Source organism: Sulfitobacter alexandrii, assembly GCF_001886735.1.
GTDB lineage: Bacteria > Pseudomonadota > Alphaproteobacteria > Rhodobacterales > Rhodobacteraceae > Sulfitobacter > Sulfitobacter alexandrii.
Genome location: NZ_CP018076.1, coordinates 3281474 through 3304640 on the forward strand (window position 1 = coordinate 3281474; position 23167 = coordinate 3304640).

Sequence of the window (23167 nt, forward strand, 5' to 3'; positions counted from 1 at the left end):
CCCCGAAGTGTCCGTGACACTGACTGCACCAGCCACGGGCGCGGACACCGATCCGCGCCTGATCTGCGCGCCGGAACTGATCTTCGACGCCCCTGCCGTGCGCGCGGCGCTGGAAGACGTCTGCGCGTCGGCGGAGCCAGCCGCACGCCGGGCCGCCGCCGTCGACGTGCTGCGCAAGGCACAGGATCGCGGCCGGGCAGAAATCGCGCAGGGGTTCGCGGCCGCCCCGTTCGATGCGCGGGGCATGACACGCGCCTACACCTACCTGACGGACCACCTCGTGACCGCCGCGCTGGATGTCGCGACCCGCTATCTGCACCCCAATCCGAACCCGACCGATGGCGAACGCCTGTCGGTCATCGGGGTCGGAGGCTACGGACGCGGCGAGATGGCGCCCTTCTCGGACGTCGACCTGCTTTTCCTCATTCCCTACAAGGCCACGGCCTGGACCGAGAGCGTGGTGGAAAGCATGCTCTACATCCTCTGGGACATGAAGATGAAGGTGGGGCACGCCACACGGACCGTGCGCGACTGCATCCGGCTGGGGGCGGAGGATTTTACCATCCAGACCGCCCTTCTGGAACACCGCCACGTGGCCGGAGACCCCACGTTGGCAGCAACGCTGGACGAGAAACTGTCGAGCGAGCTTTTTACCGGCAAGGGGCGCGATTTCATCGAGGCCAAGCTGGAAGAGCGCGACAAGCGGCACCTCAAGCAGGGCCAGCGGTACGTGGTGGAGCCCAACGTCAAGGAAGGCAAAGGCGGCTTGCGCGATCTTCATTCGCTCTTCTGGATCGCCAAGCTGATCTACCACGTCGACCGGGTGTCGGACCTCGTCGACAGGGGCGTCTTTCGTCCGGACGAGTACAAGACCTTCCGCGAGGCGGAGGATTTTCTCTGGGCGGTGCGTGGGCATCTGCACCTGCTGGCAGGCCGCGCGACCGAGCAGCTGACCTTCGACGTCCAGGTGCAGGTGGCGGAGGCGATGGGATACCAGGACACGAGCGGCCGACGCGGGGTCGAGGTGTTCATGCAGGCGTATTTCCGTCATGCCACGGCCGTTGGCGATCTCACACGCATCTTCCTGTCGAGCCTCGAGGCGATCCACGTCAAGGCGGAGCCGCTGCTGGAGCGGTTCTTTCGCCGCCGTCCCAAGATCAAGGAAGGCTACGAGGTGGTGCACAACCGGATCGCCATCTCCGATGACAAGGCGTTCCTTTCCGACAAGCTGAACATGCTGCGCATCTTCGAGGAGGGGCTGCGCACCGGGATGCTCATCCACCCGGACGCCATGCGCCTGATCAAGGCAAATCTGCATCTCATCGACGACGAGCTGCGCGAGACGCCCGAGGCACAGCGGATCTTCTTCGACCTGCTGCTGAAGCACGGCAACCCCGAACGCGCGCTGCGGCGGATGAACGAACTGGGTGTTCTTGCCGCGTTCATTCCCGAGTTCGAACCGATCGTCGCGATGATGCAGTTCAACATGTATCACAGCTACACCGTGGACGAGCACACGATCCAGTGCATCGCCAACCTCGCCCGGATCGAGAAACAGGAACTGGTCGAGGAGCTTCCCGTCGCGTCCTCCATCCTCAAGCGAGGGGTGAACCGCAAGGTGATCTACACCGCCCTGCTGCTTCATGACATCGCCAAGGGCCGGCCGGAGGATCACTCCGTCCTCGGAGCCAAGATGGCGCGCAAGATCGCGCCCCGGCTGGGCCTGTCGCGCGCGGACGTGGACACCGTCGAATGGCTGGTACGCTATCACCTGCTGATGTCGGACATGGCGCAGAAGCGCGACATCGCTGATCCCCGTACCGTGCGTGACTTTGCCAAGGCGGTCCAGACGGTGCGCCGGCTGGATCTGCTGTGCGTGCTCACGGTCTGCGACATTCGCGGGGTCGGGCCGAACACCTGGAACAACTGGAAGGCGGTGCTGATCCGGGCCCTCTACCGGCAGACCAAGCGCGGCCTTCAGACGGGGCTGGAGGACATCAATCGCGAAAACCGGGGGGCCGAGGCCCGCAAGGCGTTGTCCGAGGCGCTGTCGGACTGGCCCGCGAAGGATCTGAAAGCCGAAAAGGCGCGCCATTATCCCCCGTACTGGCAGGGGCTGCACGTGACCGCCCACGTGGCATTCGCGAACATGCTCCGTGACATCGACGACGGCGAGGTGCGCATCGACCTGCATCCCGACGAAGACCGCGACGCCACCCGCGCCTGTTTCGTCATGGCGGACCATCCGGGCATCTTCTCGCGGTTGGCCGGTGCGCTTGCGCTGGTCGGGGCCAACGTGGTGGACGCGCGCAGCTACACCACGAAGGACGGTTTCGTGACAGATGCCTTCTGGATCCAGGATGCCGATGGCAATGCCTACGAGGCGGCCAAGCTGCCACGGCTTCGCCAGATGATCGCCAAGACCCTGCGGGGCGAGGTCGTCGCCCGCGATGCGCTGAAATCCCGCGACAAGGTCAAGAAACGGGAAAAGGCGTTCCGCGTACCTACCTCGATAACCTTCGACAACGAAGGCTCGGAAATCTACACGATCATCGAGGTCGACACCCGCGACCGGCCGGGCCTGCTCTATGATCTGACGCGAACCCTTGCCGCGGCCAATGTCTACATCGCCAATGCCGTGATCGCGACCTACGGGGCGCAGGTGGTCGACACCTTCTACGTCAAGGATATGTTCGGCCTGAAATACCACACGGTTTCAAAGCAGAAGATGCTTGAAAAGCGTCTGCGCGAGGCGATCGCGGACGGCGCGGAACGCGCGGACAAATAGCACCGCGACCGGGCGGCGGAGCGCCTGCGGAAAATCTGCACGACTGCTGCACGAGCGGCCCCATTGCGCGGTGGGCCTGCAGGGGATAGGCAGCGTGCAGCGCAATTCTCCGAGGCCAACATGAAACCCATCCGCCTTATGTCCGGCTTCTTTACCGTGGGGGTGTGGACCCTGCTCAGCCGCATTCTGGGGTTCCTGCGCGAGGTGCTGCTGCTGTCCCTGATCGGTCCGGGTCCGGTCATGGATGCCTTTGTCGCCGCCTTCCGCCTGCCCAACATGTTCCGACGGTTCTTTGCCGAAGGCGCCTTCAACGCGGCCTTCGTGCCCATGTTCGCCAAGAAGCTGGAAGGAGAGGAAGGCGCGGGGCGGTTTGCCCGCGATGCCTTCAACGGGTTGGGCATGGTGGTCCTGATCCTTACCGGACTGGGCATGGTCTTCATGCCCGCGCTGGTCTGGGCAACGGCCGAAGGTTTCACCGGCGATTCCCGTTTCGACATGACGGTGGATTTCGGCCGGATCGTCTTTCCCTACATCCTGTGCATGTCGCTTTCGGCGCTGTTCTCGGGCATCCTGAACGCCACGGGGCGTTTCGCCGTGGCGGCGGCGGCGCCGGTCCTGTTGAACATCTTCGTCATCGCGGCGATGACCACCGCCGCCGCGATCGGCGGCACGGTCGTGAACTGGCTGGTCTGGTCCATCCCGGTCGCGGGGATCGCCCAGCTTGCCCTGACGTGGCGGGCGGCCGCGCAGGCCGGCTTCGCGCTTGGGCCCGCTTGGCCCAGATGGACCCCCGACATGCGCAACATGATCGTCATCGCCCTGCCGGCCGCGCTGGCCTCGGGTGTCATGCAGATCAACCTCGTGGTCGGCCAGCTGGTGGCCAGCCAATACGACAGCGCGGTTTCATGGCTCTTCGCCGCCGACCGGCTGTACCAGCTGCCGCTTGGCGTGGTGGGCATCGCCGTGGGCGTCGTCCTGCTGCCCGACCTGTCGCGCCGCCTGCGGGCCGGGGATGACGCGGGCGCGCGCGGTGCGCTCAGCCGCGCGGCCGAGATCTCGCTCGCGCTAACCATCCCGTCCGCCGTAGCGCTCGTGGTCGTGCCGCTGGCGCTGGTCACGGTGCTGTTCCAGCGCGGCGCGTCCGACGTGGACGACAGCGCCGCCATCGCCACGGCGGTGACGATCTACGGGCTCGGCCTGCCCGCCTTCGTCCTGCAGAAGATCCTGCAGCCGATCTACTTCGCCCGCGAAGATACCCGGCGGCCTTTCTATTTCGCCCTCGTGGCAATGGTGGTGAACGCCGTTCTCGCGATCGGGCTTGCGCCACTGGTCGGATGGATCTCGCCGGCCATCGCGGCCACGGTCGCGGGTTGGGTGATGTTCGCCTGTCTGGCCATCGGGGTCCGCAGCTACGGCGAGGCGGCGAAATTCGACAGCCGCTTCCACGGCAGGATCTGGCGGATACTGGCGGCGTCGGCGGTGATGGGGGTGTGCCTCTGGGCCGCGAACGTCGCGTTCCAGCCGTTTCTCGGCATTCCGTGGTGGCGCGGTCTGACGCTGGTGGTCCTGATCCTCGTGGGCATCGTCAGCTACTTCGGCATCGGCCACCTGATCGGCGCCTTCAGGCTCTCGGAATTCAGACGTGCCCTGCGCCGCGGGTGAGCAGCCCCCGCTTCTTTATGCCAAAAATACTCCAATCCGGAGGTGCAGCCCTCACCGCCGCCTGAGACCAGCGCGCATCCGCGCCCATTCGCCCGGCGCCAACAGGAAACACAGGGCGAAACCGCAGAAAAACCCGGCAAGCTCGGCCACCCAGAGCATCCCGACCTCGAAGAAGACCCCCCAGATCAGTTGCAGCCCCATCAGCATTCCGATGAGAGAGAACGCCCGCGCCTGCTGTGCGCCGGTTCCCGCCAGCGACCGCCACAACACGAAGGAATAGGCCCCGATCAGCCCGTAGACATTGGGATAGGCGCCGGTCAGCCACATCGGGTCGTTTAGGAGCAGTCCATAGACGATCGCGCCACCGACCCCGGAAAGCACGAAGATGACGGCGAAAGCGGCCTGCCCCATCACCTCGGCCACCATCTTGCCCAGCGCGAGAAGCAGCACGACGGCAAAGATGCCGTGCGTGAAGCTGAGATGGACGAACGGATAACTGACCAGCCGAACCAGTTCGGACGGCGGGAACCTTCCGTTCGCGACCATCCAGTCGAATATCTGCCCGGAAAAGCCGTAGTCACGGATCAGACCCAGCCGCCAGCCCACCGCACCGGGACCGCCGATCAGTCCGGCCTCGCCAAGGCTCAGGCCCGCCTCGATGCCGGCGATGGCAAGAAAGAACAGGATCACGACCGGGGGCATCGGGTTTACCGGGGGCTGGAAATCGGGTGCGGACATGGGCGCTCCTTGACGGCATTGGCCCCCATGAGTAAGCCGTGGCCACCGCCATTTCCAGCCCCGGAGGTCATCCATGTCCCAGACAAGCTTTGCGCCGCGCGTATTTTCCGGGATCCAGCCGTCGGGCGGCCTGACGCTGGGCAACTACCTCGGTGCGATCAAGCGGTTCGTGTCGATGCAGGACGAGGCCTACGAGACGATCTACTGCATGGTGGACCTGCACGCGATCACGGCAAAATTCCTCGAGCCGGACGTGCTGCGCCGCAACACCCGCGAGCTGGCGGCGGGCTTCATCGCAAGCGGCATCTCGCCCGAGAAATCCATCCTGATCAACCAGTCGCAGGTGCCTGAACACGCGCAGCTGGCCTGGATCTTCAACTGCGTGGCGCGGATGGGCTGGATGGGTCGCATGACGCAGTGGAAGGACAAGGCCGGCAAGAACGCGGAAGCCGCGTCGCTGGGCCTGTTCGCCTACCCCGCGCTGATGGCCGCCGACATCCTGATCTACCACGCGACGCACGTGCCCGTTGGCGAGGACCAGAAGCAGCACCTCGAGCTGACACGCGACATCGCGGCCAAGTTCAACCACGACTATGGCGTCGATTTCTTTCCGCTGACCGAACCGGTGATCGAAGGCGCGGCCACCCGGGTCATGTCGCTGCGCGATGGCTCCAAGAAAATGAGCAAATCCGATCCCTCGGATGCGAGCCGTATCAACATGACCGACGACGCCGACGCGATCGCCAAGAAGATCCGCAAGGCCAAGACGGACCCGGACGCCCTGCCCTCCGATCCCGAAGGTCTGAAGGACCGCCCCGAAGCCCGCAACCTCGTCAACATCTACGCCGGCCTGTCGGAGCAGACGGTGGCGGAGGTCCTGTCAGAGGTCGGCGGTCAGCAATTCGGCACCTTCAAGCCGCGGCTTGCCGATCTTGCCGTGGCCAAGCTGGCGCCCATCTCTTCGGAGATGGCGCGATTGATGGGCGAACCGGACGAGATCGACCGCATTCTTGCACGCGGTGCCGAACAGGCCCGCGAGATCACCGCACCCATCCTCAAGAAGACGTACGACATCATCGGCATGGTGGGCTGACATTTCTGCCGTGGATCAAACCCAAGGTTCCTTAAATTGATCCACGGTGTTAGCCTCTCGCGGTAGCAAGTCATCTCCGGGAGCAGCCATGCCGACGATCGTCAGTGATTACACCGCCATCCTGTCAGATTCGAGCTGGTCGGGGGAACCGGGCACGCCCACCGTGGTCACCTATTCGTTCGAGGCGGTCGCACAGGATTACCTGGCTGGGGCAGGCTATTCGCAGGAATATCTCGACAGTTTCCAGCAGTTCACGAACGCGCAGCGGGCACTGACGCAATCCGCGCTTAATGCATGGGCGGAGGCCTCTGGCATCGTCTTTGTCGAGGTCGCGCCGGGCGAAGGCGAGATGCGCTTTGCCAACTACGATTTCACGCACGATCCGAACAATGGCGGCTTCAGCGGCTACGGCTACTATCCCGGCCGCTTCATTGGCCAGTACGGCGCCTTCGAGTCTGATCTGGGCGGCGACATCTTCATCAACACCAGCCGTATCGCCAACATGAGCTGGGGCCTCATCGCGCACGAGATCGGACACGCCATCGGGATGGAACACCCGTTCGACGGCGATCTGATCCTCGATGCGCCCTTCGACAACGGGGCCTACACGATCATGAGCTACAACCGGGGCTCGGTCAGCAGTCTTGGCACTTTCGATGTGCAGGCGGTTCAGCATCTCTACGGCACGCCCGACTTCACCCCTTCCACCACCGGCGGGATCACGAGTTTCAACGTCGATGCGGCGGCCCTGCGCGTGACCCAAAGCTGGGGCAACGCCGGATCGGGGATCGCCGGAACCGCACTGGCTGACGTGATCGACGCGGGCGGCGGGGATGACACGGTCGGCGGTTTCGGGGGCGACGACAACCTGTCGGGCGCCGGCGGAAACGATCTGATCAGCGGTGGCGGCGGCAACGACCGGATCGACGGCGGTGCCGGCGAAGACAGCATCCGGGCCGGAGAAGGCACGGACACGGTGATCGGCGGTGCCGACAACGACACCCTGATCGGCGGCGATGACAGCGCGGATTTCAGCGGGTCGGATGTGCTTGACTATACCGAGACCCGCAATGGGATCTTTGTCGATCTGGACCGGTTCACGGGCGGCACCTTCATCGCAGGTTTCGCGGAGGGCGCCGAGATCGGGACGGATCAAATCTACGGGTTTTCCAATATCCTCGGGGGATCGGGCAACGACACCCTTGAGGGCACGCGTTTCGACAACCTCATCGAGGGGCGGAACGGCGACGACGAGATCGAGGGCGGCAACGGAAGCGACACGCTGCGCGGTGGCATCGGGAACGACCTGATCCTGGGCGGGGAAATGGCCGACACCCTTCTGGGCGATGGCGGTTTCGACACGCTTCAGGGCGACGAAGGCAACGACCTGATCAACGGCGGCGCCGGTGCGGACCTGCTGCGCGGCGGCGCGGGCGACGACTTCATCATCGGTGAAGACGGGTTCGACAACATCTACGGCGATGCCGGGAACGACACGCTTTATGCCGGAAGCAGCGCCGACCGGGTCTTTGGCGGCGACGGAGACGACCTGATCCGCGGCGGCATCAATATCGGCGGTTCAGTGGATGGGCTTCAGGGGGATGCCGGAAATGACACGATCTACGGCGAAGGCGGCTTCGACCTGCTGAACGGCGGGACCGGCGACGACCTGCTGGACGGGGGCAATCAGGCCGACAATCTCTATGGCGAGGCGGGCAACGACACGCTGCTGGGCGGCAACGGTTTCGATCGGCTGTTCGGGGGCGACGGCGACGACCTGCTGGACGGCGGTACCGCCGGTGATGCGCTCTTGGGCGGCACCGGGCATGACACCATGCGGGGCGGCGACGGCAACGACAGGCTGCTCGGCGGAAGCGGCAACGACGACATCGAAGGCGGTATCGGTAACGATTCCCTTTATGGCAACGCGGGCTTCGACACGCTGACCGGCGGCGCGGGCGATGATCTGTTGCGCGGCGACTTCAACGGCGACACCTTCGTTTTCGCGGATGGGCACGGGCACGACACCATTATAGATTTCGACGCCCTGAGTGCGCTCGAGGTGATCGACTTTTCCGGGATCGGATCGTTCCGCGCCTTCATCGACATCATGCGCGTCGCGACGCAAGTCGGCACTTCGGTCGAGATCGCGACGGGCGCCGACAGTTCCGTCACCCTGTTGGGCGTCAACCGGGCCGATCTGGACGCGGGCGATTTCCTGTACTGACGCGCCGACTTATTTCCGCCCCGCCAGTGTCTGCCGCGCGCGGTCCAGATAGCCGGACTTGCGCAGGGTATTGGACGGGTAGCTGCGGTCGAAGAGATAGCGTTCCATGTCGAAGTCGGTCTCGATCGTCCTGAGCTCGTTCATCAGCCTGATGCTTTCGGCGGGCTTGTCCTGCGCCGCGTGCAGGCCGATCAGTTGCCGCCGCGGGGCGCGGTAGGCGGGCGACCGTTCCGCCGCCACGTTCGAGCTTGCCACCGCCTCTTCCGTCCGCTGAAGCGAAATGCACAGCAGCGAATGGTGCAGGTTGCACATGGCTTCGAACTTGGACAGGGCCGAGATGAATTTGCTCTGCCGTGACAGGGCGTAGGCCTGTTCCAGCTCGCCGCGCGCGGCGCGGCCCACCGACAAGGCTTGCAGGGCGAAGAGATTGTTCGGGTTCTCTCGCAGGGCGCGGCGGGCCAGGCCGATGGCACTTTCGTGACGCTCGAAAAGGATCGCCTGCACGTTCGCGCTGACGGCTGCCATCATGGGATCGCCCGGCGACAGCTCCTCCGCCCGCGCAAGCAGCGCCGAGATCTCCTCCAGCGTGGTCGCATCCTCGACGAGGAAGCCCTCCATGATCATCGAGGTCATCGCCCAGGCCTTGAGCGCGAGGTAAAGCCCCGCGTCCATCTCGTCATTCGCGAGGTCGAGAACCTCGAGACTGGACCGCATCTCGGCCGCGTCGAATGTCAGCACCTTGCGCAATGCCTTCTGGACATGGCCCGACCGGATGATCAGGGGGTCCTGTTCCCGCCGCAGTCCCGGCAGTTTTTCCAGTGTCAGGTCCGCCACGTTCCAGCAAAAGCGGCCGAGCACTTCCTGACTGTGCAGAAACGTGCTCAGGTCTTCGACAAAGCAGTGATCCGCATGCACGATCTCGTCTTTCACCGGGTCGATGATCTGCACGAGGATCGTGGCGCCATTCTCCTCTTCCTCGATGCTCGTCCGGATCACGAGATCGGCGGCGGTTTCGGAAATCGTCCTGCGCGAGACGGCGATGAAGTCGGTGATGATCTTGCCGATCTGGTCATTGACGATCTGCGGCTTGACGCGATCGGCGGTCGCAAGGTTCCACGGCTCGCCGCACTGGATGGTGACACGCCTCGGCATGTCCGCGTCGGGCCGGTTCGTCCCGCTTGGCCGTCCCAGCGTCATGCGCTTTTGCAACAGCCAGTCGGTGAACTCTGGATCGGCGATCACCAGCCCCTCGAGAAACTCCCGGCTTGCGTCGCCGCTGTGCAAGTCCGTTTCGATCAGGCCCGGTTCGAGCCAGACCGATGATCTGTCGGCCCCGAGGATTGTCGCGTGGGCGCCCAGACTGCGGCGGATGTCCACCAATGTCGTGCGCAGACTGCCGCGCGCCTGGTCGCTGGCGCGGTCGCTCCACAATTTTTCTTCCAGCCATCGGCGTGTGCGGGTGTGGTTGTCACTGGCCGCGAGCATGGCAAGAAGGCCCTTGGCCTTTTTCCCCCTCGGGGTCAGCGCCTCTCCCGTGGGCGCATGGATGCGGAAATCGCCCCGCAGTGTGAAACGTACCAGCGTCATGATCTTGTCCCGGGCCAAGTGCCCCGCGTGCAACCCCTTCAGGACCCGTGATTAAACCGTCAGGAACGGTCTCTCGCCGTGGTGCCTGTTGACCCGAGCCTAAGGGCAGGCTGTAGTTAACACAACGGTTCTCGGAGGGGTGGCATGACGGGTCTGGGCGCGCTCAACGGTCGGAATGGACGAAACGGCAGGAACGGCCGGAACGGTCGCAATGGCCGGAATGGACGGAATGGACGGGACGGCATCTTCTTTGCCGGAGGAGAGACCAGCGGCCAGCTCAGCACGGCGCTGATGACCACGTTCGAGGGGATCACGCGGCTTTGGGATTCCGCCTTGCACCGTCCCCGGACCAGCGCGCCGACCGCGGATCTGCCGGCCCTGTCGCCCGACCTTGCCGCGTTCGAACGTCACGAGGCATTTTTCCGCAACCATATCGTCGATTACAATCTCGACCGCCTGTTCGCCCCGCTGGTTCTGAATGCCCCGACGAACGTGGTTCTGAAAGAGGCAGGTGCGCAGACGCCATTGTTCACCCTGCCGCTGCCGCAGGGAACGCAGACCCACTGGCGCGAGACGCTGAACGCCTATCTCCGCGGCCAGATGCGGTTCGTCAAAAGCGCCGCAGCCTTGCGCGACGAGCGGTTCGACGAGATTCACGCCCAGCAGACGGACACGCTCAGTTTCTTCGGGGCGTTGATGTCGCTGGACGACAACCGGACGCCCTGGACACTCATGCTGCTGGACGCGCTCCTGCGGTTCGGCACCTACATCGAGATGCCGGTCAAGCTCCATCTCTCCGCCGCCCGACCGAACGAGATGTCGGGGTTCGTCCAGCCGATCATCCAGCCCCCCAGCCATGCCAGCTTTCCCAGCGGCCATTCAGTCGAGGCCTTTGCGGTCGCGACGGTGCTGCATGCCTTGTCCACCGACGTGCCCGGCGGCGGCCCCTACTCGGCGCAGTCCGCCTTTGCCGCGCAGCCCGCCCCGACCGAGGCCAGCCTGCTGATGCGGCTGGCGGCGCGCATCGCCGAAAACCGCACCGTCGCGGGCGTGCATTTTCCGGCCGACAGCTTTGCCGGGGCCGCCATGGGCATGGCGATTGGCGAATACGTCGTGAACGCGCTGAGCGGCGCGGGCGCGACCGGCGCCTACCGCCTTGAAACAGCGGGCATCGCTGCGCGGGACTTCAACTTTGACACCCTGGCCTTTTCCGGGCCCGACAAGGCGTTCGATCATGCGCCGGGGACGGTGGCGGTGGATGCGACGATCGTCTCGCCGCTTCTGCAGGACATCTGGGCGCGCGCGCGGGCAGAAATACGGATCGCGGACTTCTGATCCGATTTCAGCCGGATGGCGTTTGGGGTCGGACAAGCTCCCTGCTGAGGCGGGCGGCGGCACCGCTCGAGCCGGACAAACGCGTACCCGTGCCGGAATAGGTGCCCGACGCCCGCACGCCGTAGGTAAAGACCTGATCGACAACGCGGTGGTGCGTGGCCGCACCCGCGCCCGCCCATGGCGCACCGCGCGCGGCATAGGTCGCCTCGGTGATCTCGCCCAACACGTCCTTCTGCGCCCCGACCGCGTGGATGCGCGGATGGGTCGCGCAGGCGAAGGCGCTGCAGGTTCCCTCGTTGGTCAGCGGTTCCAGCACATCGCGACCGGGGTGGCCATCGATCACGACCGGCACGCCGATGCCCTCGAAGTAGGACTGCCGCCCGCCGATCGCGAACCCGGGCGCGATGTCTCCGCGCTGGATCTGCAACACCAGATCGACAGTATCGTCGGTGGTGTTGGTGATGCTCAGGCGCCAGTCTCCTGCCGGGGCGACCGGCAAGTTACTGTCGATGCGCCGGGTCGGCGCAATGGCGAGGTTGTAGAAGCCCAAGGTGTCCGCCCGCCCCGCGAAGGCCCTTTCGGGCGCGTGGTAGAGTCGTGCCGCCGCGCCCGTCCGATGCGGGCCGAGAGGCGGCACCGCTGCGCCGGGCGGCGGCGAGGCGCGGATCGCCTCACGACCATCGGGAGACAGCAGCGTCACTTCCAGCCCCTCGGGAAGGCTGGCAAGACGCGGCACGCCGGTGTTTCGCAGGGCGCGGATCTCGAGGAAATTCGGGACCGGGTCGTCCGGTTGCACCACCCAGACCAGCGGTTCGGAAGCGGCCCCCGGAGGCACGCTCAACCGCGCGACCTGCTGGCTGTTCAGGCTGTTGCCGTAGGCATAGACCACGTGCACTTCCTGGCCCAGCGCCTCGGCCAGGGAGACCTCGCGCGCCACCTGTGCTTCGAGGAACTTGCCGCCATCCTTCTGCCCCGCCAGCACGCCGTAACTGATGTTGATGACAAGGCGGGACCGGGGCGCGCGCCTGCGCGCCTCGGCGCAAAGCCAGCGCACCCCCTGGACGATAAAGCTTTCGCTGTAGCTTCCGGTGGTATCGACAGCCGCTTCGGGGGGCAGCTGAACCGCCATCAACGGTACGGAACACCCGTCGGGCGTGGCACAGTTGTCCTGCCCGAAGGCCAGATCCGCCACGGCCGTGCCGTGGGTGTGCGCGGGCGGAGCGCGCCGAAACGGATCCCAGACGTGCAGCGCCTCGTTGATGTCCTGATAGATCCGCATCTCGTCGCGCGGATCGTCCCGGATCATCGCGTCGATCTCCGGCTTCCGCAGGAACCGGCCCAGCTGGACCGCGTTCACGGGGGGAAACGGTGTGCTCGCCAGACATTCCCGAGACTGGAGCCAGATCGCCTCGAACCGGGTTTCGCCGGCGTTCGGGCCGGCGCGGTGGCGGAACGTGCTGTTCAGAAATCCGATATCGTTGTCGATGACTGCGCCGATCACGGGCGAATCGAGCGTATCCGCCCGCGACGCCTGACCGGCTTGCATGAAAGGCGCCGGACCGTTGCGCAGCAACACTGGCGCACCCACGTCGATCACCTCGAACAGGGCGTCGTGCCGGTGGTGGGCCGCCATGCTGCGGGCGATGGGCCGGTAGAGAAAGAACTCCAACGGTGCGTTCGCCACCAGCGCATGTTCGAGACCGATGAGCAGGTCGTCCAGGTCGAAGGCGAGGTCGGAGCCGGAAAGGAAACCGACCTCCGGCAGGGCCAGTATGCCTGCACTGTCGCATGGGACGGCGCCCTGCTGCATCTCGGCGACCCTTCCTTTCGAGGCACTCAGAAGCGGCCTGCGCAGCCGCACGAATACAGGTTCGTAGACCGCCATCGGCGTCCCGGATGCCACCCGACCAAGAGAGGGCGCAGGCCCGTCCACGGCCTCGTCCATCAGGTCGGCCCAGTGCAGATACCCGTCCCAGAAGTAGTCCTGCGTGTTTTCAACCATCGTCCACCGTCCTGGCCCCGGCAGGTGCCGGGTTTCGTCCGCAAGTCTGGGCGCGGCCGCCGCCTGCGGTCAAGCGGGTAGACCGCCGGGGCAAATGATTAACGGTTTACTGACGCGCGAAATCTCTGCCGTCAGGTAAACTGGCGTCGGCTGTCTAGGCTGGTGTTCGTGGCCCGAATGGAGGCAACACCGTCGTCCTGTTCCGGGCAGCGCAAAATGTCCGGGACAGGCTCGCGGCGGGGGCGCTTCATATTTCAATCCACGCGGGACATGTTCGCCTGGCGCACGCGGGATGCATTACATCTTGCGTGTGCCACCTCCCCACAGGGGATGACGGGGCGGTCGGGTCGAAACCCGGCGGCTGTCGTATGGTCGCGGCAATTTCGCCCTGCGGCCTGATGCCGGGTCCGACCGCGCATCGTTAAAGAGTTGGCATCACGATCCGTGGTGATTGAGACACGGAAGCGATGCCCCCCGACACCTCCCCGTCGGGGACGGCCGGGTCGGTCCAGAACGGACCGGCCCGGACCTTTTGCCGCCGCGCGGCACCGCGGCTGCGCGCCGCGACACCCGCCCCATGCAAAAAGGGAACTGCGTCGGCCCCCCGCACTTGACTTCCCCTGCGCCAAAAGGTGTACCTGCGCCAATTCATTCAGCCCTGAGGGGGACCGCACATGCACGCCTACCGCAGCCATACCTGCGCCGATCTGAACCTTGCCAACAAGGGCGAGGAGGTTCGTCTTGCCGGATGGGTTCACCGGGTGCGAGATCACGGCGGCGTCCTGTTCATCGACCTGCGCGATCACTACGGCATGACGCAGGTGCTGTGCGACCCCGACAGCCCGGTGTTCGCCGAGGTCGAGAAGGTGCGCGCCGAATGGTGCATCCGTATCGACGGGGTGGTCAAGGCGCGAGCCGAAGGGCTGGTGAACCCCAAGATCCCGACCGGCGAGATCGAAGTCTACATCCGCGGCATCGAGGTGCTTGGCCGTGTGAACGGCGACCTGCCCCTGCAGGTATTCGGGGATCAGGAATATCCCGAGGAAACGCGCCTACGCTATCGCTACCTCGACCTGCGCCGCGAAAAGATGCAGAACAACATGGTCCTGCGGTCGGACGTGGTGGCCTCCTTGCGCAAGCGCATGTGGGATCAGGGCTTCAAGGAATTCCAGACCCCGATCATCACCGCGTCGAGCCCCGAGGGCGCGCGCGATTTTCTGGTGCCCTCGCGCCTGCATCCGGGCAAGTTCTATGCCCTGCCGCAGGCCCCGCAGCAGTTCAAGCAGCTGCTGATGGTCTCCGGTTTCGACAAGTATTTCCAGATCGCGCCCTGCTTTCGTGACGAGGACCCCCGCGCCGACCGGTCGCCCACCGATTTCTACCAGCTCGACATGGAGATGTCCTTTGTCGAGCAGCAGGATGTGTTCGACACGATCCAGCCGGTCATCGCCGGCGTTTTCGAGGAATTCGGCGGCGGCAAGAAGGTGGACCAGACGTGGGAGCAGATATCCTACAAGGATGCCGCTCTCTGGTACGGGTCGGACAAGCCGGATCTGCGCAACCCCATCCGGATGCAGGTGGTGAGCGAACATTTCGCCGGGTCCGGTTTCGCCATCTTCGCCAAGCTTCTGGAACAGGAAGGCACCGAGGTTCGCGCCATTCCCGCGCCCACCGGCGGGTCGCGCAAGTTCTGCGACCGGATGAACGCCTTTGCCCAGAAGGAAGGGCTGCCCGGCATGGGCTATATCTTCTGGCGGGAAAAGACTGCCGACGCGGTCGCGCAGGAAATGGGCATCAGCGTCAAGGAAGCGCAGGCCAAGCTGAAATCGGGCGAAGTCGAAGGCGGCATGGAAGCCGCCGGACCGCTGGCCAAGAACATCGGACCGGAGCGGACCGAGGCGATCCGCCAGCAGCTTGGACTGGGGATCGGGGACGCGGCATTCTTCCTTGGCGGAAAGCCCAAGACGTTCGAACCGATTGCCGGGCGCGCCCGCAACATCATCGGCGAAGAACTCGGCCTGACGGAAAAGAACCGCTTCGCCTTTGCGTGGATCGTCGATTTCCCGATCTACGAGAAGGACGAGGAAACCGGCAAGATCGACTTTGAACACAATCCCTTCTCCATGCCGCAGGGCGGGATGGAGGCGTTGCAGGGCGATCCGCTGGACGTGCTCGGCTTCCAGTACGATCTGGCATGCAACGGCTACGAGCTGGTGTCGGGCGCCATCCGGAACCACCGGCCCGAGATCATGTTCAAGGCCTTCGAGATTGCAGGTTATGGCGAAGAGGAAGTGCGCAAGCGTTTCGGCGGCATGGTCAACGCGTTCCAGTACGGGGCACCCCCGCACGGCGGCTGCGCGGCCGGGATCGACCGCATCGTCATGCTGCTGGCCGAGGAACAGAACATCCGCGAGGTGATCCTGTTCCCCATGAACCAGCGCGCGGAAGACCTGATGATGAACGCGCCGAGCGAGCCCACGAGCGACCAGCTGATGGAGCTGGGACTTCGGGTGATTCCGCAGGATTGATGCCTCAGGGCACTGCTTGCCGCCTCCTTTTTCGGCGGCAAGCAGGGGCAGATCCCTGCGCAGGCCGTTTCCAGATCCATATAGACTGGATCAAGACGCGCCGTCGCCAGTGGCGTCGTCAGTCCTCCAGCGAATCTTCCTTCTTCTCGTCGATCAGATCGCGCTCTTCCTTCTTGCGCGCTTCGAAGCGTGCGCCGTAGCCTTCGATCTCTTTCTCGTCGATCACTTCCTTGGCGCGGGCAAAGACTTCGTCTTCCTCCTCGTCCATGTGATGTTCGTAATCGTGCTTGAGCGTCTTGAACTTCGTCAGCCACCCGGACGAAGACATGTCCATCTCGTTCAGCTCTTCCATCAGATCGTCTAGTTGCTGATGTTCGTGCACCGAATGGCGCGCGGCATCCTGGCCCCAGGTCTTTGAAATGAGCTTGGAATAGAAGGTCTCTTCCTCTGCCGCGGCGTGCGATTTCACATCGTGGTAGAATGAGTTCCAGGCGTTCTGACGCGCGGTGCTGTCCCCGCTTGTCTCGCCGATCTCTTTCAGAAGGGTGCGGTGCTGGTCGTGATCGGCTTTGATTGCGTCATAGATCGTGGGCATTGGACGTCCTTTCGTTCGATCCTGCCTAACGCGCTGGCGCACGGGCTGGTTCCCGGCCAAAAACGGCCTGCCCCCGAACAGGCCGGATGCAATTGGCCCCGCGACGCATTATTATGCGCGCAAGGTCGGCTCAGGAGATCACATGGGCTTTTCACCACATCTTGCCGAAAGGCGGTTCGGCTACGGGAGGTCGCCGGTCATCCCGGCGCCTGAGAGCACCGCGGCAATGCTCGACACCCTGCGCGGGCCCGACCTGATGGCAGAGCGTTTTCCGGTGCCCGGCTTTCGCCCGATCCAGGACGCCCACATCGTCAAGAGCCGGTTCGACTCCTTTGCCAAGAAGCCGACGACCCCGGCCGATCAGGCCGAGGACGCGCGGCGGAAATCGGATGCGATCGTGCATGACTTCCTCCGGCAGCGGTTCGACACCTTCGGCCAGCTTGAGCTGCGGCGCATTCATGGGCGCGACAGTTTCCGCGAAAGGCTGATCGCCTTCTGGGCAGATCACTTCACGGCACAGGGCAAGGCGGGACTGTTCAAGCTGGCGATCCCCGCCTACGTCGAAGAAGCGGTGCGGCCCCATGTGAACGGTCATTTTTCCGACCTTCTTGCCGCCTGCATCATGCATCCCGTGATGCTGGAATATCTGGACCAGAGCACCTCGATCGGCCCGAACAGCAAGCGCGGCCAACGCAAGGGCAACCGCCGGGGGCTGAACGAAAACCTCGCCCGCGAGCTTCTGGAGCTGCATACCCTGGGCGTCGGCGCGGCGTATTCGCAGGCGGACGTGCGCGAGATGGCGGAGCTGCTTACCGGCCTGTCACGGACGCGGGACTACAGCTTTGCCTTTCGCAAGGGCTGGGCCGAGCCGGGCAGTGAGACCATCCTCGGCAAATCCTATGATGGCCGGCCGGGTCTGGCACCTATCCGCGATGCGCTGCGCGATCTGGCTCTGCATCCGGACACGGCGGCGCACCTCGCGCGCAAGCTGGCGGTTCACTTCATTTCCGACAACCCGCCGGAGCGGACCATCGCGCGGCTGACGCAGGCCTACCTCGACAGCGAGGGGGATCTGATGGCCCTCTACGAGGCGCTGCTGACCGACCCCGCGTCATGGGATGCGCCCTTTACGAACATCCGCCCGCCCCAGGAATACATGAGCACCGCCCTGCGTGCGCTGGCGGTGCAGGCTGACCGGTTCGCGACACTGGAACCGAAAGAGACACGCCGATGGTTCCTGCGTCCGCTCAAGATCATGGGACAGGATTGGGACCGCGTTTCCGGGCCGGACGGCTGGCCCGAGGCGGACAGCGCGTGGGTCACGCCCCAAGGCGTCGCCGCGCGGCTCGACTGGGCCGTGAACGTCCCGGCCCGCCTTCTGCCGGAACTGCCGGATCCGCAGACCTTGCTGGAGGACGTCATCGGTCCGGACGTGACCGAGCCGCTCGAATTCGCCGCGACGGCCGCGGAAACCCGCGCGGTGGGGGTCGGGCTGATCCTCGCGTCCCCCGCCCTGCAGCGTCGGTAGGAGAGAGCCACGTGACGAGAAACGGATATTCCCGCAGACAATTCCTGACCCGTGCCGGCGTGATCGGGTGTTCGATCGCCGCCAGCCCGCTTTTCACGCCGATGAGCTTTGCGCAGGCGCCCTGGGACAAGCGCCTTGTCGTCATCATCCTGCGTGGCGGCATGGATGGTCTGGACGTTGTGCGCCCGGTCGGAGACCCCGCCTATGCCGCGCTGCGTCCAGGGATTGCGACGGCGGGCGCGCAAGACCTCGATGGATACTATGCGCTTCACCCGGCACTGTCGGGGCTGTTGCCGCTGTGGCAGCGCGGAGAGCTTGGGTTCGTACATGCCGTGTCCACCCCCTACCGGGACAAGCGCAGCCATTTCGATGGTCAGGACCTGCTCGAAGCCGGGACGGCCGACCTGGGGCAGGGTGTGCGGGACGGATGGCTCAACAGATTGCTTCAGGAAATCCCCGGCGTGGAGCGGGATACGGCCTATGCCATCGGCACCACGCCCCTGCCGGTGCTTGACGGGCCCGCCCCCGTGGCGAACTGGGCCCCGGAGGCCGACCTGCAGATCAGCCCGCAGGCGATGCGACTGGCCGAAATGGTGATGGAGGAAGACCCCGCCCTTCACGCGGCACTGGCCGAGGCACAGCTTCTGGCGGAGAACGGGCGCGACGGTAAGGGAGGCCGCGCCCATCGTCAGATCGCCCACTACGCGGCGGGCCGGTTGAAGGCCGACGCCCGTATCGCCGCGTTTTCGCTGGGCGGTTGGGATACGCACCGGGCGCAGCACCGCGTGCTGCCGCGCAGCTTAGCGACCCTGCAGGAGTCGATCCTTGCGCTGCGCGACGGGCTGGGCGCAGACATCTGGGGCAAGACGACCGTTCTTGCCATGACGGAATTCGGCCGCACGGCACGGGAAAACGGCGCGGGCGGAACGGACCACGGCACAGGCGGTCTGGCGATCCTCGCCGGTGGCGCCATCCGGGGCGGGCAGGTCAGCGGCCGCTGGCCCGGCCTCGAAGAGGGCGATCTCTATCAGCGGCGCGACCTGATGCCGACGGGCGACGTGCGCGCCGTTGCGGCCTGGCTGATAAGGGGCATGACGGGTGTGGACAGGGCCACGCTGGAGAACAGGGTATTTCCCGGCCTTGAGATGGGGAACGATCCCAAGCTGCTGGCCTAGAAGGACACAGAGCTGGTCATGTAGCTGCCGAGGTAGGCGACGAGCCCTGCCTCGCCGGCCTGGATCGACGCGGCGAGAACGATCAGAATGCCGATCAGCGACACGGTCAGAACGATCCAGTCCACCTGTCGTGGATCCGGATCCGTCTTCTTCCGAGTGATGCGGGTGATCCGTGACATCGGTCGGCCCTGGCTGGTGCTGCATTACCCACATCTGAGCAAAGGAATAAGGCGGAAATGAGCCTGGATGATGCCGGTTCGACGGCGAGCGCCCGGTATCCGTCGATCCCATCTGCCGCGCTGATCGTGCGATATGCTCTTCCCGAACGGCGTGGGCGCGCCTATCGTGCTGCCATGAATGGCCCATCATCCGACGCGCGTCCCGTGGGCGCGCCCCTCGCAAACTGGACACCGCCGCCCCGCCCCTCCGGCGAGGTTCTGACGGGGGCCTATGCGCGCCTTGCGCCCCTGTCGGCCGAGGGTCACGCGGCACTTCTGCACCGCGCCTTTGTCGAAAGCGACGCGGTCTGGGATTATTTGCCTTACGGGCCGTTCTCTTCGGCGGCCCAGTACTACCGCTGGGCGCGCGAACATGAAGGCCGGTCCGACCCGTTTTTCTACGCCATCAAGAACCTCGAAACCGGTGCCTGGGAGGGCGTTGCAAGCTTTTTGAACGTCGTACCGGGCGGAGGATCGATCGAGGTCGGCCACATCAACTTCAGCCCGGCACTTCAACGTACCCGAGCCGCCACCGACGCGATGTACCTGATGATGAAATGGGCCTTCGAGGCGGGGTATCGGCGGTACGAATGGAAATGCGATGCCCTGAACCGGCCGTCCCGGCGCGCTGCACAGCGTCTGGGGCTGAGCTACGAGGGCGTGTTCCGACAGGCGACAGTGGTCAAGGGGCGGAACCGAGACACCGCATGGTTCGCGGCCATCGATTCAGAATGGCCCGCGCTGAAAGAGGCCTTCGAAGCGTGGCTTGCCCCGGCCAACTTCGATGCGGACGGATCACAGAGAGAACGGCTTGCCGATCTGACCGGGCTGGTGCGCGCGGCAAGCGATCCGGCGCTTTGACACGGGCCGCAAAGGTTTTGTCCCGCGTTCGCTAGATTGCAACCTTTTCCGACATACGCTCTTGCAGCATCCCCGCCAGCGTTGCGGTTTCTGAGCGGGCAGCCTCGCCCAAAGCACGCTTTGCCGCGAGAGCGACCGCTGCGTCCTCCAGCTTCTTGTCGCCCGCCAGCCGTGCCACGCCGGTCAGGAACTGGGTGGCGTAATCCAGCGATCGGGGATCGGGCCATCGCTCGAGCACTTCGGCGATATGGGCGATATCATCCTGAAAGGCCATGCGGTCGGGCGTGACACCGGAGGTGTCGAGCAGGCGCGGCCCCGGGGGCTGACGATCATCCGGCAACAGCGATAGAAGCTTTGACTGGAAAGTGGCGATTGACAGGATCGGCTTGGCGAGGAAACCATCCGCGCCGGCGGCGAGCGCGTCCGCCTCGAGATGCGCATCCCCCGACACGGCCAGAAGCGCCTCGATGCGCGGGGTACCGCTTGCCAGTTCCGAAATCAGGTCGATACCGCTGCCGTCGGGCAGGCCCAGGTCGATCACGACGACGGAGGGCCGATAGACCTGCAGGTGGCGCCGGGCCGAGCGCAGGCAATCCGCCCGCCGGATGCGTGCGCCGGACCGCAGGCACAGAAGGCGCATCGCCTCGCAGGCGTACCTGCTGTCCTCGATCACCAGAACGGTGAGGCCAAGAAGTGGTCGCGCGCCGGTGGGTTGCGGAAGCTGCGCGGAAAAAGGATCGGTATCGTCCATTGTCGTCTCCCCTGCGGTGGCGAGTCGGACCGTAGCCAAGGATGCCTAACGCGCCGTTAATCCGATCCGGAACCGCGCGCGCAGGTGTCACATTGCCCTCGGAGAAGGGAGGAGTCATAACGCGGTGACACATCGGAAGGAGTCATCATGATCGGACGTTTGAACCACGTGGCCATCGCTGTTCCGGACCTCGAGGCCGCGGCGGAGCAGTACCGCAACGCATTGGGTGCCAACGTGGGCCCGGCGCAGGACGAGCCCGACCACGGCGTGACGGTAATTTTCATCGAGCTGCCGAACACCAAGATCGAGCTGCTTTATCCACTGGGCGAGAACTCCCCGATCCAGGGTTTCCTCGACAAGAATCCCTCGGGCGGCATCCACCATATCTGCTACGAGGTCGACGACATCATCGCCGCCCGCGATCACCTGAAATCCACGGGCGCGCGCGTGCTTGGCACAGGCGAGCCCAAGATCGGCGCGCATGGCAAGCCCGTCCTGTTCCTTCACCCGAAGGATTTCAACGGCGCGCTGGTCGAACTGGAACAGGTCTGAACCATGGGTATCGTATCGGGCCTTGTGCTCTATGCCGTGATCTGGTCGCTGACCTTCCTGATCGCCCTGCCGATCCGGGTTCAGACCCAGGGCGACCTGCAGGACATCGTGCCGGGCACCCATGCCGGAGCGCCGGAGCACCATCACCTGAAGAAGAAGGCGCTTTGGACCACCCTTGTGGCCGCCGTGATCTGGGCCATGGCCGCCACTGTGATCCTGTCGGATTGGATCAGCGTGGACGACGTGGAAAGCTGGTTCAGGGCCGGTGCCTGGTCAGGCCGTGGTACAGATGGGTGAACGTCGCGGCCCCCAGTATCGGGATCACCAGGTTCAGGAGCGGCACGGATAGAGGCACCGCCATAAGCGTGCCGGCAACCCAGATCGTGGCAAGATGCTCTCTCCGCAGGGCACGCGCCTCGACCCGCCCGACCCAACGGATCGCGACCATCGTGAAATATTCGCGCCCCAGCAGGAAGCCGTTCATCGCCCAGAAGATCACGGGAGCCAGCGGCGGGAACATCACGTAGAGAACGATCGCGAAGATATTCGCGACCAGCAACACGCCGAGAAAGTTGATCGTATCGAGCAATGCCTCGCCGAAAGAGGCCGATTCCGCCGGGGGGAGATCGGGATAGTGCCGCGCCTCCACCGCGTCTGCCACCTCGTCCAGAAACAGCGACGTGATGGCCGAGGCAACCGGGATCATCAGGAACACCGAAAGCCCCAGCAGCAGGAACGCCGCCCCCCAGGACAGCAGGTCATCGATCCACTGCACATCGCCCAGTATCGGAAGCCAGACCTCGTCGGGGGTGTATGTCTCGATCAGCCAGGTGAAACCCGCCGTGAACCCGATCAGCAGGACGAGCGACAACACCACCCCCAGAAGGAAAACCCGACGGAACCGGGGGTCGCCGATTTGCCCGATGGCGCGAAAGAAAGCGTCGAAAATCAGTCCGATGGCCATGTCGTGATGCTTTCGATGTCGGGGCGCGGGCGGTCCGGCGGGGTAGCTTTTTCGGTTCCGATATGGATTATTCCCGCGATCCGTTCGTGGTCCTCCAGCCCCAGCCCCTCGCGCATGAACCCGCGATCATGGGACGGCCAGCCGGAAAGCCAGTTGGCGCCCCAGCCACTCGCCAGGGCGGCGTTCAGAAGTGCGAGGCAGACCGCGCCGGCAGAATAGGTCTGTTCTATCGCCGGGATCTTGTCCGACGGCTTTTGAACCTCGATGACCGCGACCGCCAGCTGCCCCTCGTCGAACTGGCTGCGTCCCTTGGCGATCTCCTCCGCCGGCAGGTCCAGCGCGGCGCCCCGTACATCGACCACGGAAGACAGCCTTTCCATCGCTCGCCGGTCGAGCACGATGAATCGCCAGGGCTCCAGCTTGCCATGATCCGGCGTCCGTGCCGCGGCCGTCAGCAACGGCACGAGGCTGGCCCGGTCAGGAACCGGCTGACCAAGCGTCTTGGCCGGTCGAGACCGGCGGGTCTGCAGGAACTTCACCGCTTCGGGATTGGCGTCTGGCAT

The 23167-nt window shown here is 64.9% G+C and carries 19 protein-coding genes; 11 read left to right on the forward strand and 8 right to left on the reverse strand.

Annotation, left to right across the window (positions count from 1 at the left end; genetic code table 11):
- Positions 1-13: 13 nt before the first annotated feature.
- Both BOO69_RS16065 and murJ read left to right on the forward strand, forming a co-directional pair.
- A complete protein-coding gene (locus BOO69_RS16065) occupies positions 14-2788 on the forward strand; it encodes a [protein-PII] uridylyltransferase (protein WP_071973872.1) in 2775 nt (924 codons plus the stop codon).
- Between the two features lie 120 nt (positions 2789-2908).
- Positions 2909-4450 (forward strand): murein biosynthesis integral membrane protein MurJ, encoded by a 1542-nt coding sequence (murJ, locus tag BOO69_RS16070; RefSeq protein ID WP_071973087.1) that lies wholly within the window; start codon positions 2909-2911, stop codon positions 4448-4450.
- 51 nt (positions 4451-4501) lie between these two features.
- Here the strand turns inward: murJ and BOO69_RS16075 are convergent, their stop codons facing one another.
- The gene (locus BOO69_RS16075) at positions 4502-5188 is read right to left on the reverse strand and encodes a rhomboid family intramembrane serine protease (protein ID WP_071973088.1); all 687 of its coding nucleotides are present in this window, start codon (positions 5186-5188) and stop codon (positions 4502-4504) included.
- A gap of 73 nt (positions 5189-5261) precedes the next feature.
- Between BOO69_RS16075 and trpS the strand changes: the two genes are divergently transcribed.
- Both trpS and BOO69_RS16085 read left to right on the forward strand, forming a co-directional pair.
- The gene (gene trpS / locus BOO69_RS16080; RefSeq protein ID WP_071973089.1) at positions 5262-6281 is read left to right on the forward strand and encodes a tryptophan--tRNA ligase; all 1020 of its coding nucleotides are present in this window, start codon (positions 5262-5264) and stop codon (positions 6279-6281) included.
- An 88-nt stretch (positions 6282-6369) separates the two neighbouring features.
- Positions 6370-8508: a matrixin family metalloprotease gene (locus BOO69_RS16085; protein ID WP_071973090.1), complete on the forward strand. Its 2139-nt coding sequence runs from the start codon at positions 6370-6372 to the stop codon at positions 8506-8508.
- Positions 8509-8517: 9 nt separating this feature from the next.
- On the opposite strand, the gene BOO69_RS16090 is transcribed toward BOO69_RS16085, so the two are convergent.
- Entirely contained in the window at positions 8518-10095 is a 1578-nt protein-coding gene (locus tag BOO69_RS16090; RefSeq protein ID WP_156874952.1) for a hypothetical protein, read from the reverse strand.
- A gap of 144 nt (positions 10096-10239) precedes the next feature.
- On the opposite strand from BOO69_RS16090, the gene BOO69_RS16095 reads away from it, so the two are divergent.
- Entirely contained in the window at positions 10240-11430 is a 1191-nt protein-coding gene (locus BOO69_RS16095; protein WP_071973092.1) for a phosphatase PAP2 family protein, read from the forward strand.
- A 7-nt stretch (positions 11431-11437) separates the two neighbouring features.
- Here the strand turns inward: BOO69_RS16095 and BOO69_RS16100 are convergent, their stop codons facing one another.
- Complete coding sequence (locus BOO69_RS16100; protein WP_071973093.1) at positions 11438-13432, reverse strand: S8 family serine peptidase; 1995 nt, start codon at positions 13430-13432, stop codon at positions 11438-11440.
- A 674-nt stretch (positions 13433-14106) separates the two neighbouring features.
- Here BOO69_RS16100 and aspS point away from each other — a divergent pair.
- Positions 14107-15960: an aspartate--tRNA ligase gene (gene aspS, locus BOO69_RS16105; protein ID WP_071973094.1), complete on the forward strand. Its 1854-nt coding sequence runs from the start codon at positions 14107-14109 to the stop codon at positions 15958-15960.
- A gap of 118 nt (positions 15961-16078) precedes the next feature.
- Here the strand turns inward: aspS and BOO69_RS16110 are convergent, their stop codons facing one another.
- Complete coding sequence (locus BOO69_RS16110; RefSeq protein WP_071973095.1) at positions 16079-16555, reverse strand: hemerythrin domain-containing protein; 477 nt, start codon at positions 16553-16555, stop codon at positions 16079-16081.
- 142 nt (positions 16556-16697) lie between these two features.
- Between BOO69_RS16110 and BOO69_RS16115 the strand changes: the two genes are divergently transcribed.
- Complete coding sequence (locus BOO69_RS16115) at positions 16698-18083, forward strand: DUF1800 domain-containing protein (protein ID WP_071973096.1); 1386 nt, start codon at positions 16698-16700, stop codon at positions 18081-18083.
- 11 nt (positions 18084-18094) lie between these two features.
- Positions 18095-19258: a DUF1501 domain-containing protein gene (locus BOO69_RS16120; protein ID WP_071973097.1), complete on the forward strand. Its 1164-nt coding sequence runs from the start codon at positions 18095-18097 to the stop codon at positions 19256-19258.
- Here the strand turns inward: BOO69_RS16120 and BOO69_RS16125 are convergent.
- On the reverse strand, positions 19255-19437 hold the full coding sequence (locus BOO69_RS16125; protein WP_071973098.1) for a hypothetical protein: 183 nt from the start codon (positions 19435-19437) through the stop codon (positions 19255-19257). The two genes, BOO69_RS16120 and BOO69_RS16125, sit on opposite strands and share 4 nt — an antisense overlap.
- A 174-nt stretch (positions 19438-19611) precedes the next feature.
- On the opposite strand from BOO69_RS16125, the gene BOO69_RS16130 reads away from it, so the two are divergent.
- Positions 19612-20337 carry a GNAT family N-acetyltransferase gene (locus tag BOO69_RS16130; RefSeq protein WP_071973873.1) on the forward strand — a complete coding sequence of 242 codons (726 nt, stop codon included), beginning with the start codon at positions 19612-19614 and terminating at the stop codon, positions 20335-20337.
- Positions 20338-20368: 31 nt separating this feature from the next.
- Here BOO69_RS16130 and BOO69_RS16135 read toward each other — a convergent pair whose 3' ends face one another.
- Positions 20369-21088, reverse strand: a complete 720-nt coding sequence (locus BOO69_RS16135) for a response regulator (protein ID WP_071973099.1) — start codon at positions 21086-21088, stop codon at positions 20369-20371.
- Positions 21089-21235: 147 nt separating this feature from the next.
- Here BOO69_RS16135 and mce point away from each other — a divergent pair, with 147 nt between their 5' ends.
- Positions 21236-21640 carry a methylmalonyl-CoA epimerase gene (gene mce, locus BOO69_RS16140; protein ID WP_071973100.1) on the forward strand — a complete coding sequence of 135 codons (405 nt, stop codon included), beginning with the start codon at positions 21236-21238 and terminating at the stop codon, positions 21638-21640.
- A 3-nt stretch (positions 21641-21643) separates the two neighbouring features.
- A complete protein-coding gene (locus BOO69_RS16145; RefSeq protein ID WP_071973101.1) occupies positions 21644-21937 on the forward strand; it encodes a DUF1467 family protein in 294 nt (97 codons plus the stop codon).
- Here the strand turns inward: BOO69_RS16145 and BOO69_RS16150 are convergent.
- Together BOO69_RS16150 and BOO69_RS16155 are read right to left on the reverse strand one after the other, a co-directional pair.
- The gene (locus BOO69_RS16150; RefSeq protein WP_071973102.1) at positions 21897-22604 is read right to left on the reverse strand and encodes an EI24 domain-containing protein; all 708 of its coding nucleotides are present in this window, start codon (positions 22602-22604) and stop codon (positions 21897-21899) included. The genes BOO69_RS16145 and BOO69_RS16150 overlap by 41 nt on opposite strands.
- Complete coding sequence (locus BOO69_RS16155) at positions 22589-23167, reverse strand: nitroreductase family protein (RefSeq protein WP_071973103.1); 579 nt, start codon at positions 23165-23167, stop codon at positions 22589-22591. Before BOO69_RS16155 ends, BOO69_RS16150 begins: the two co-directional genes overlap by 16 nt.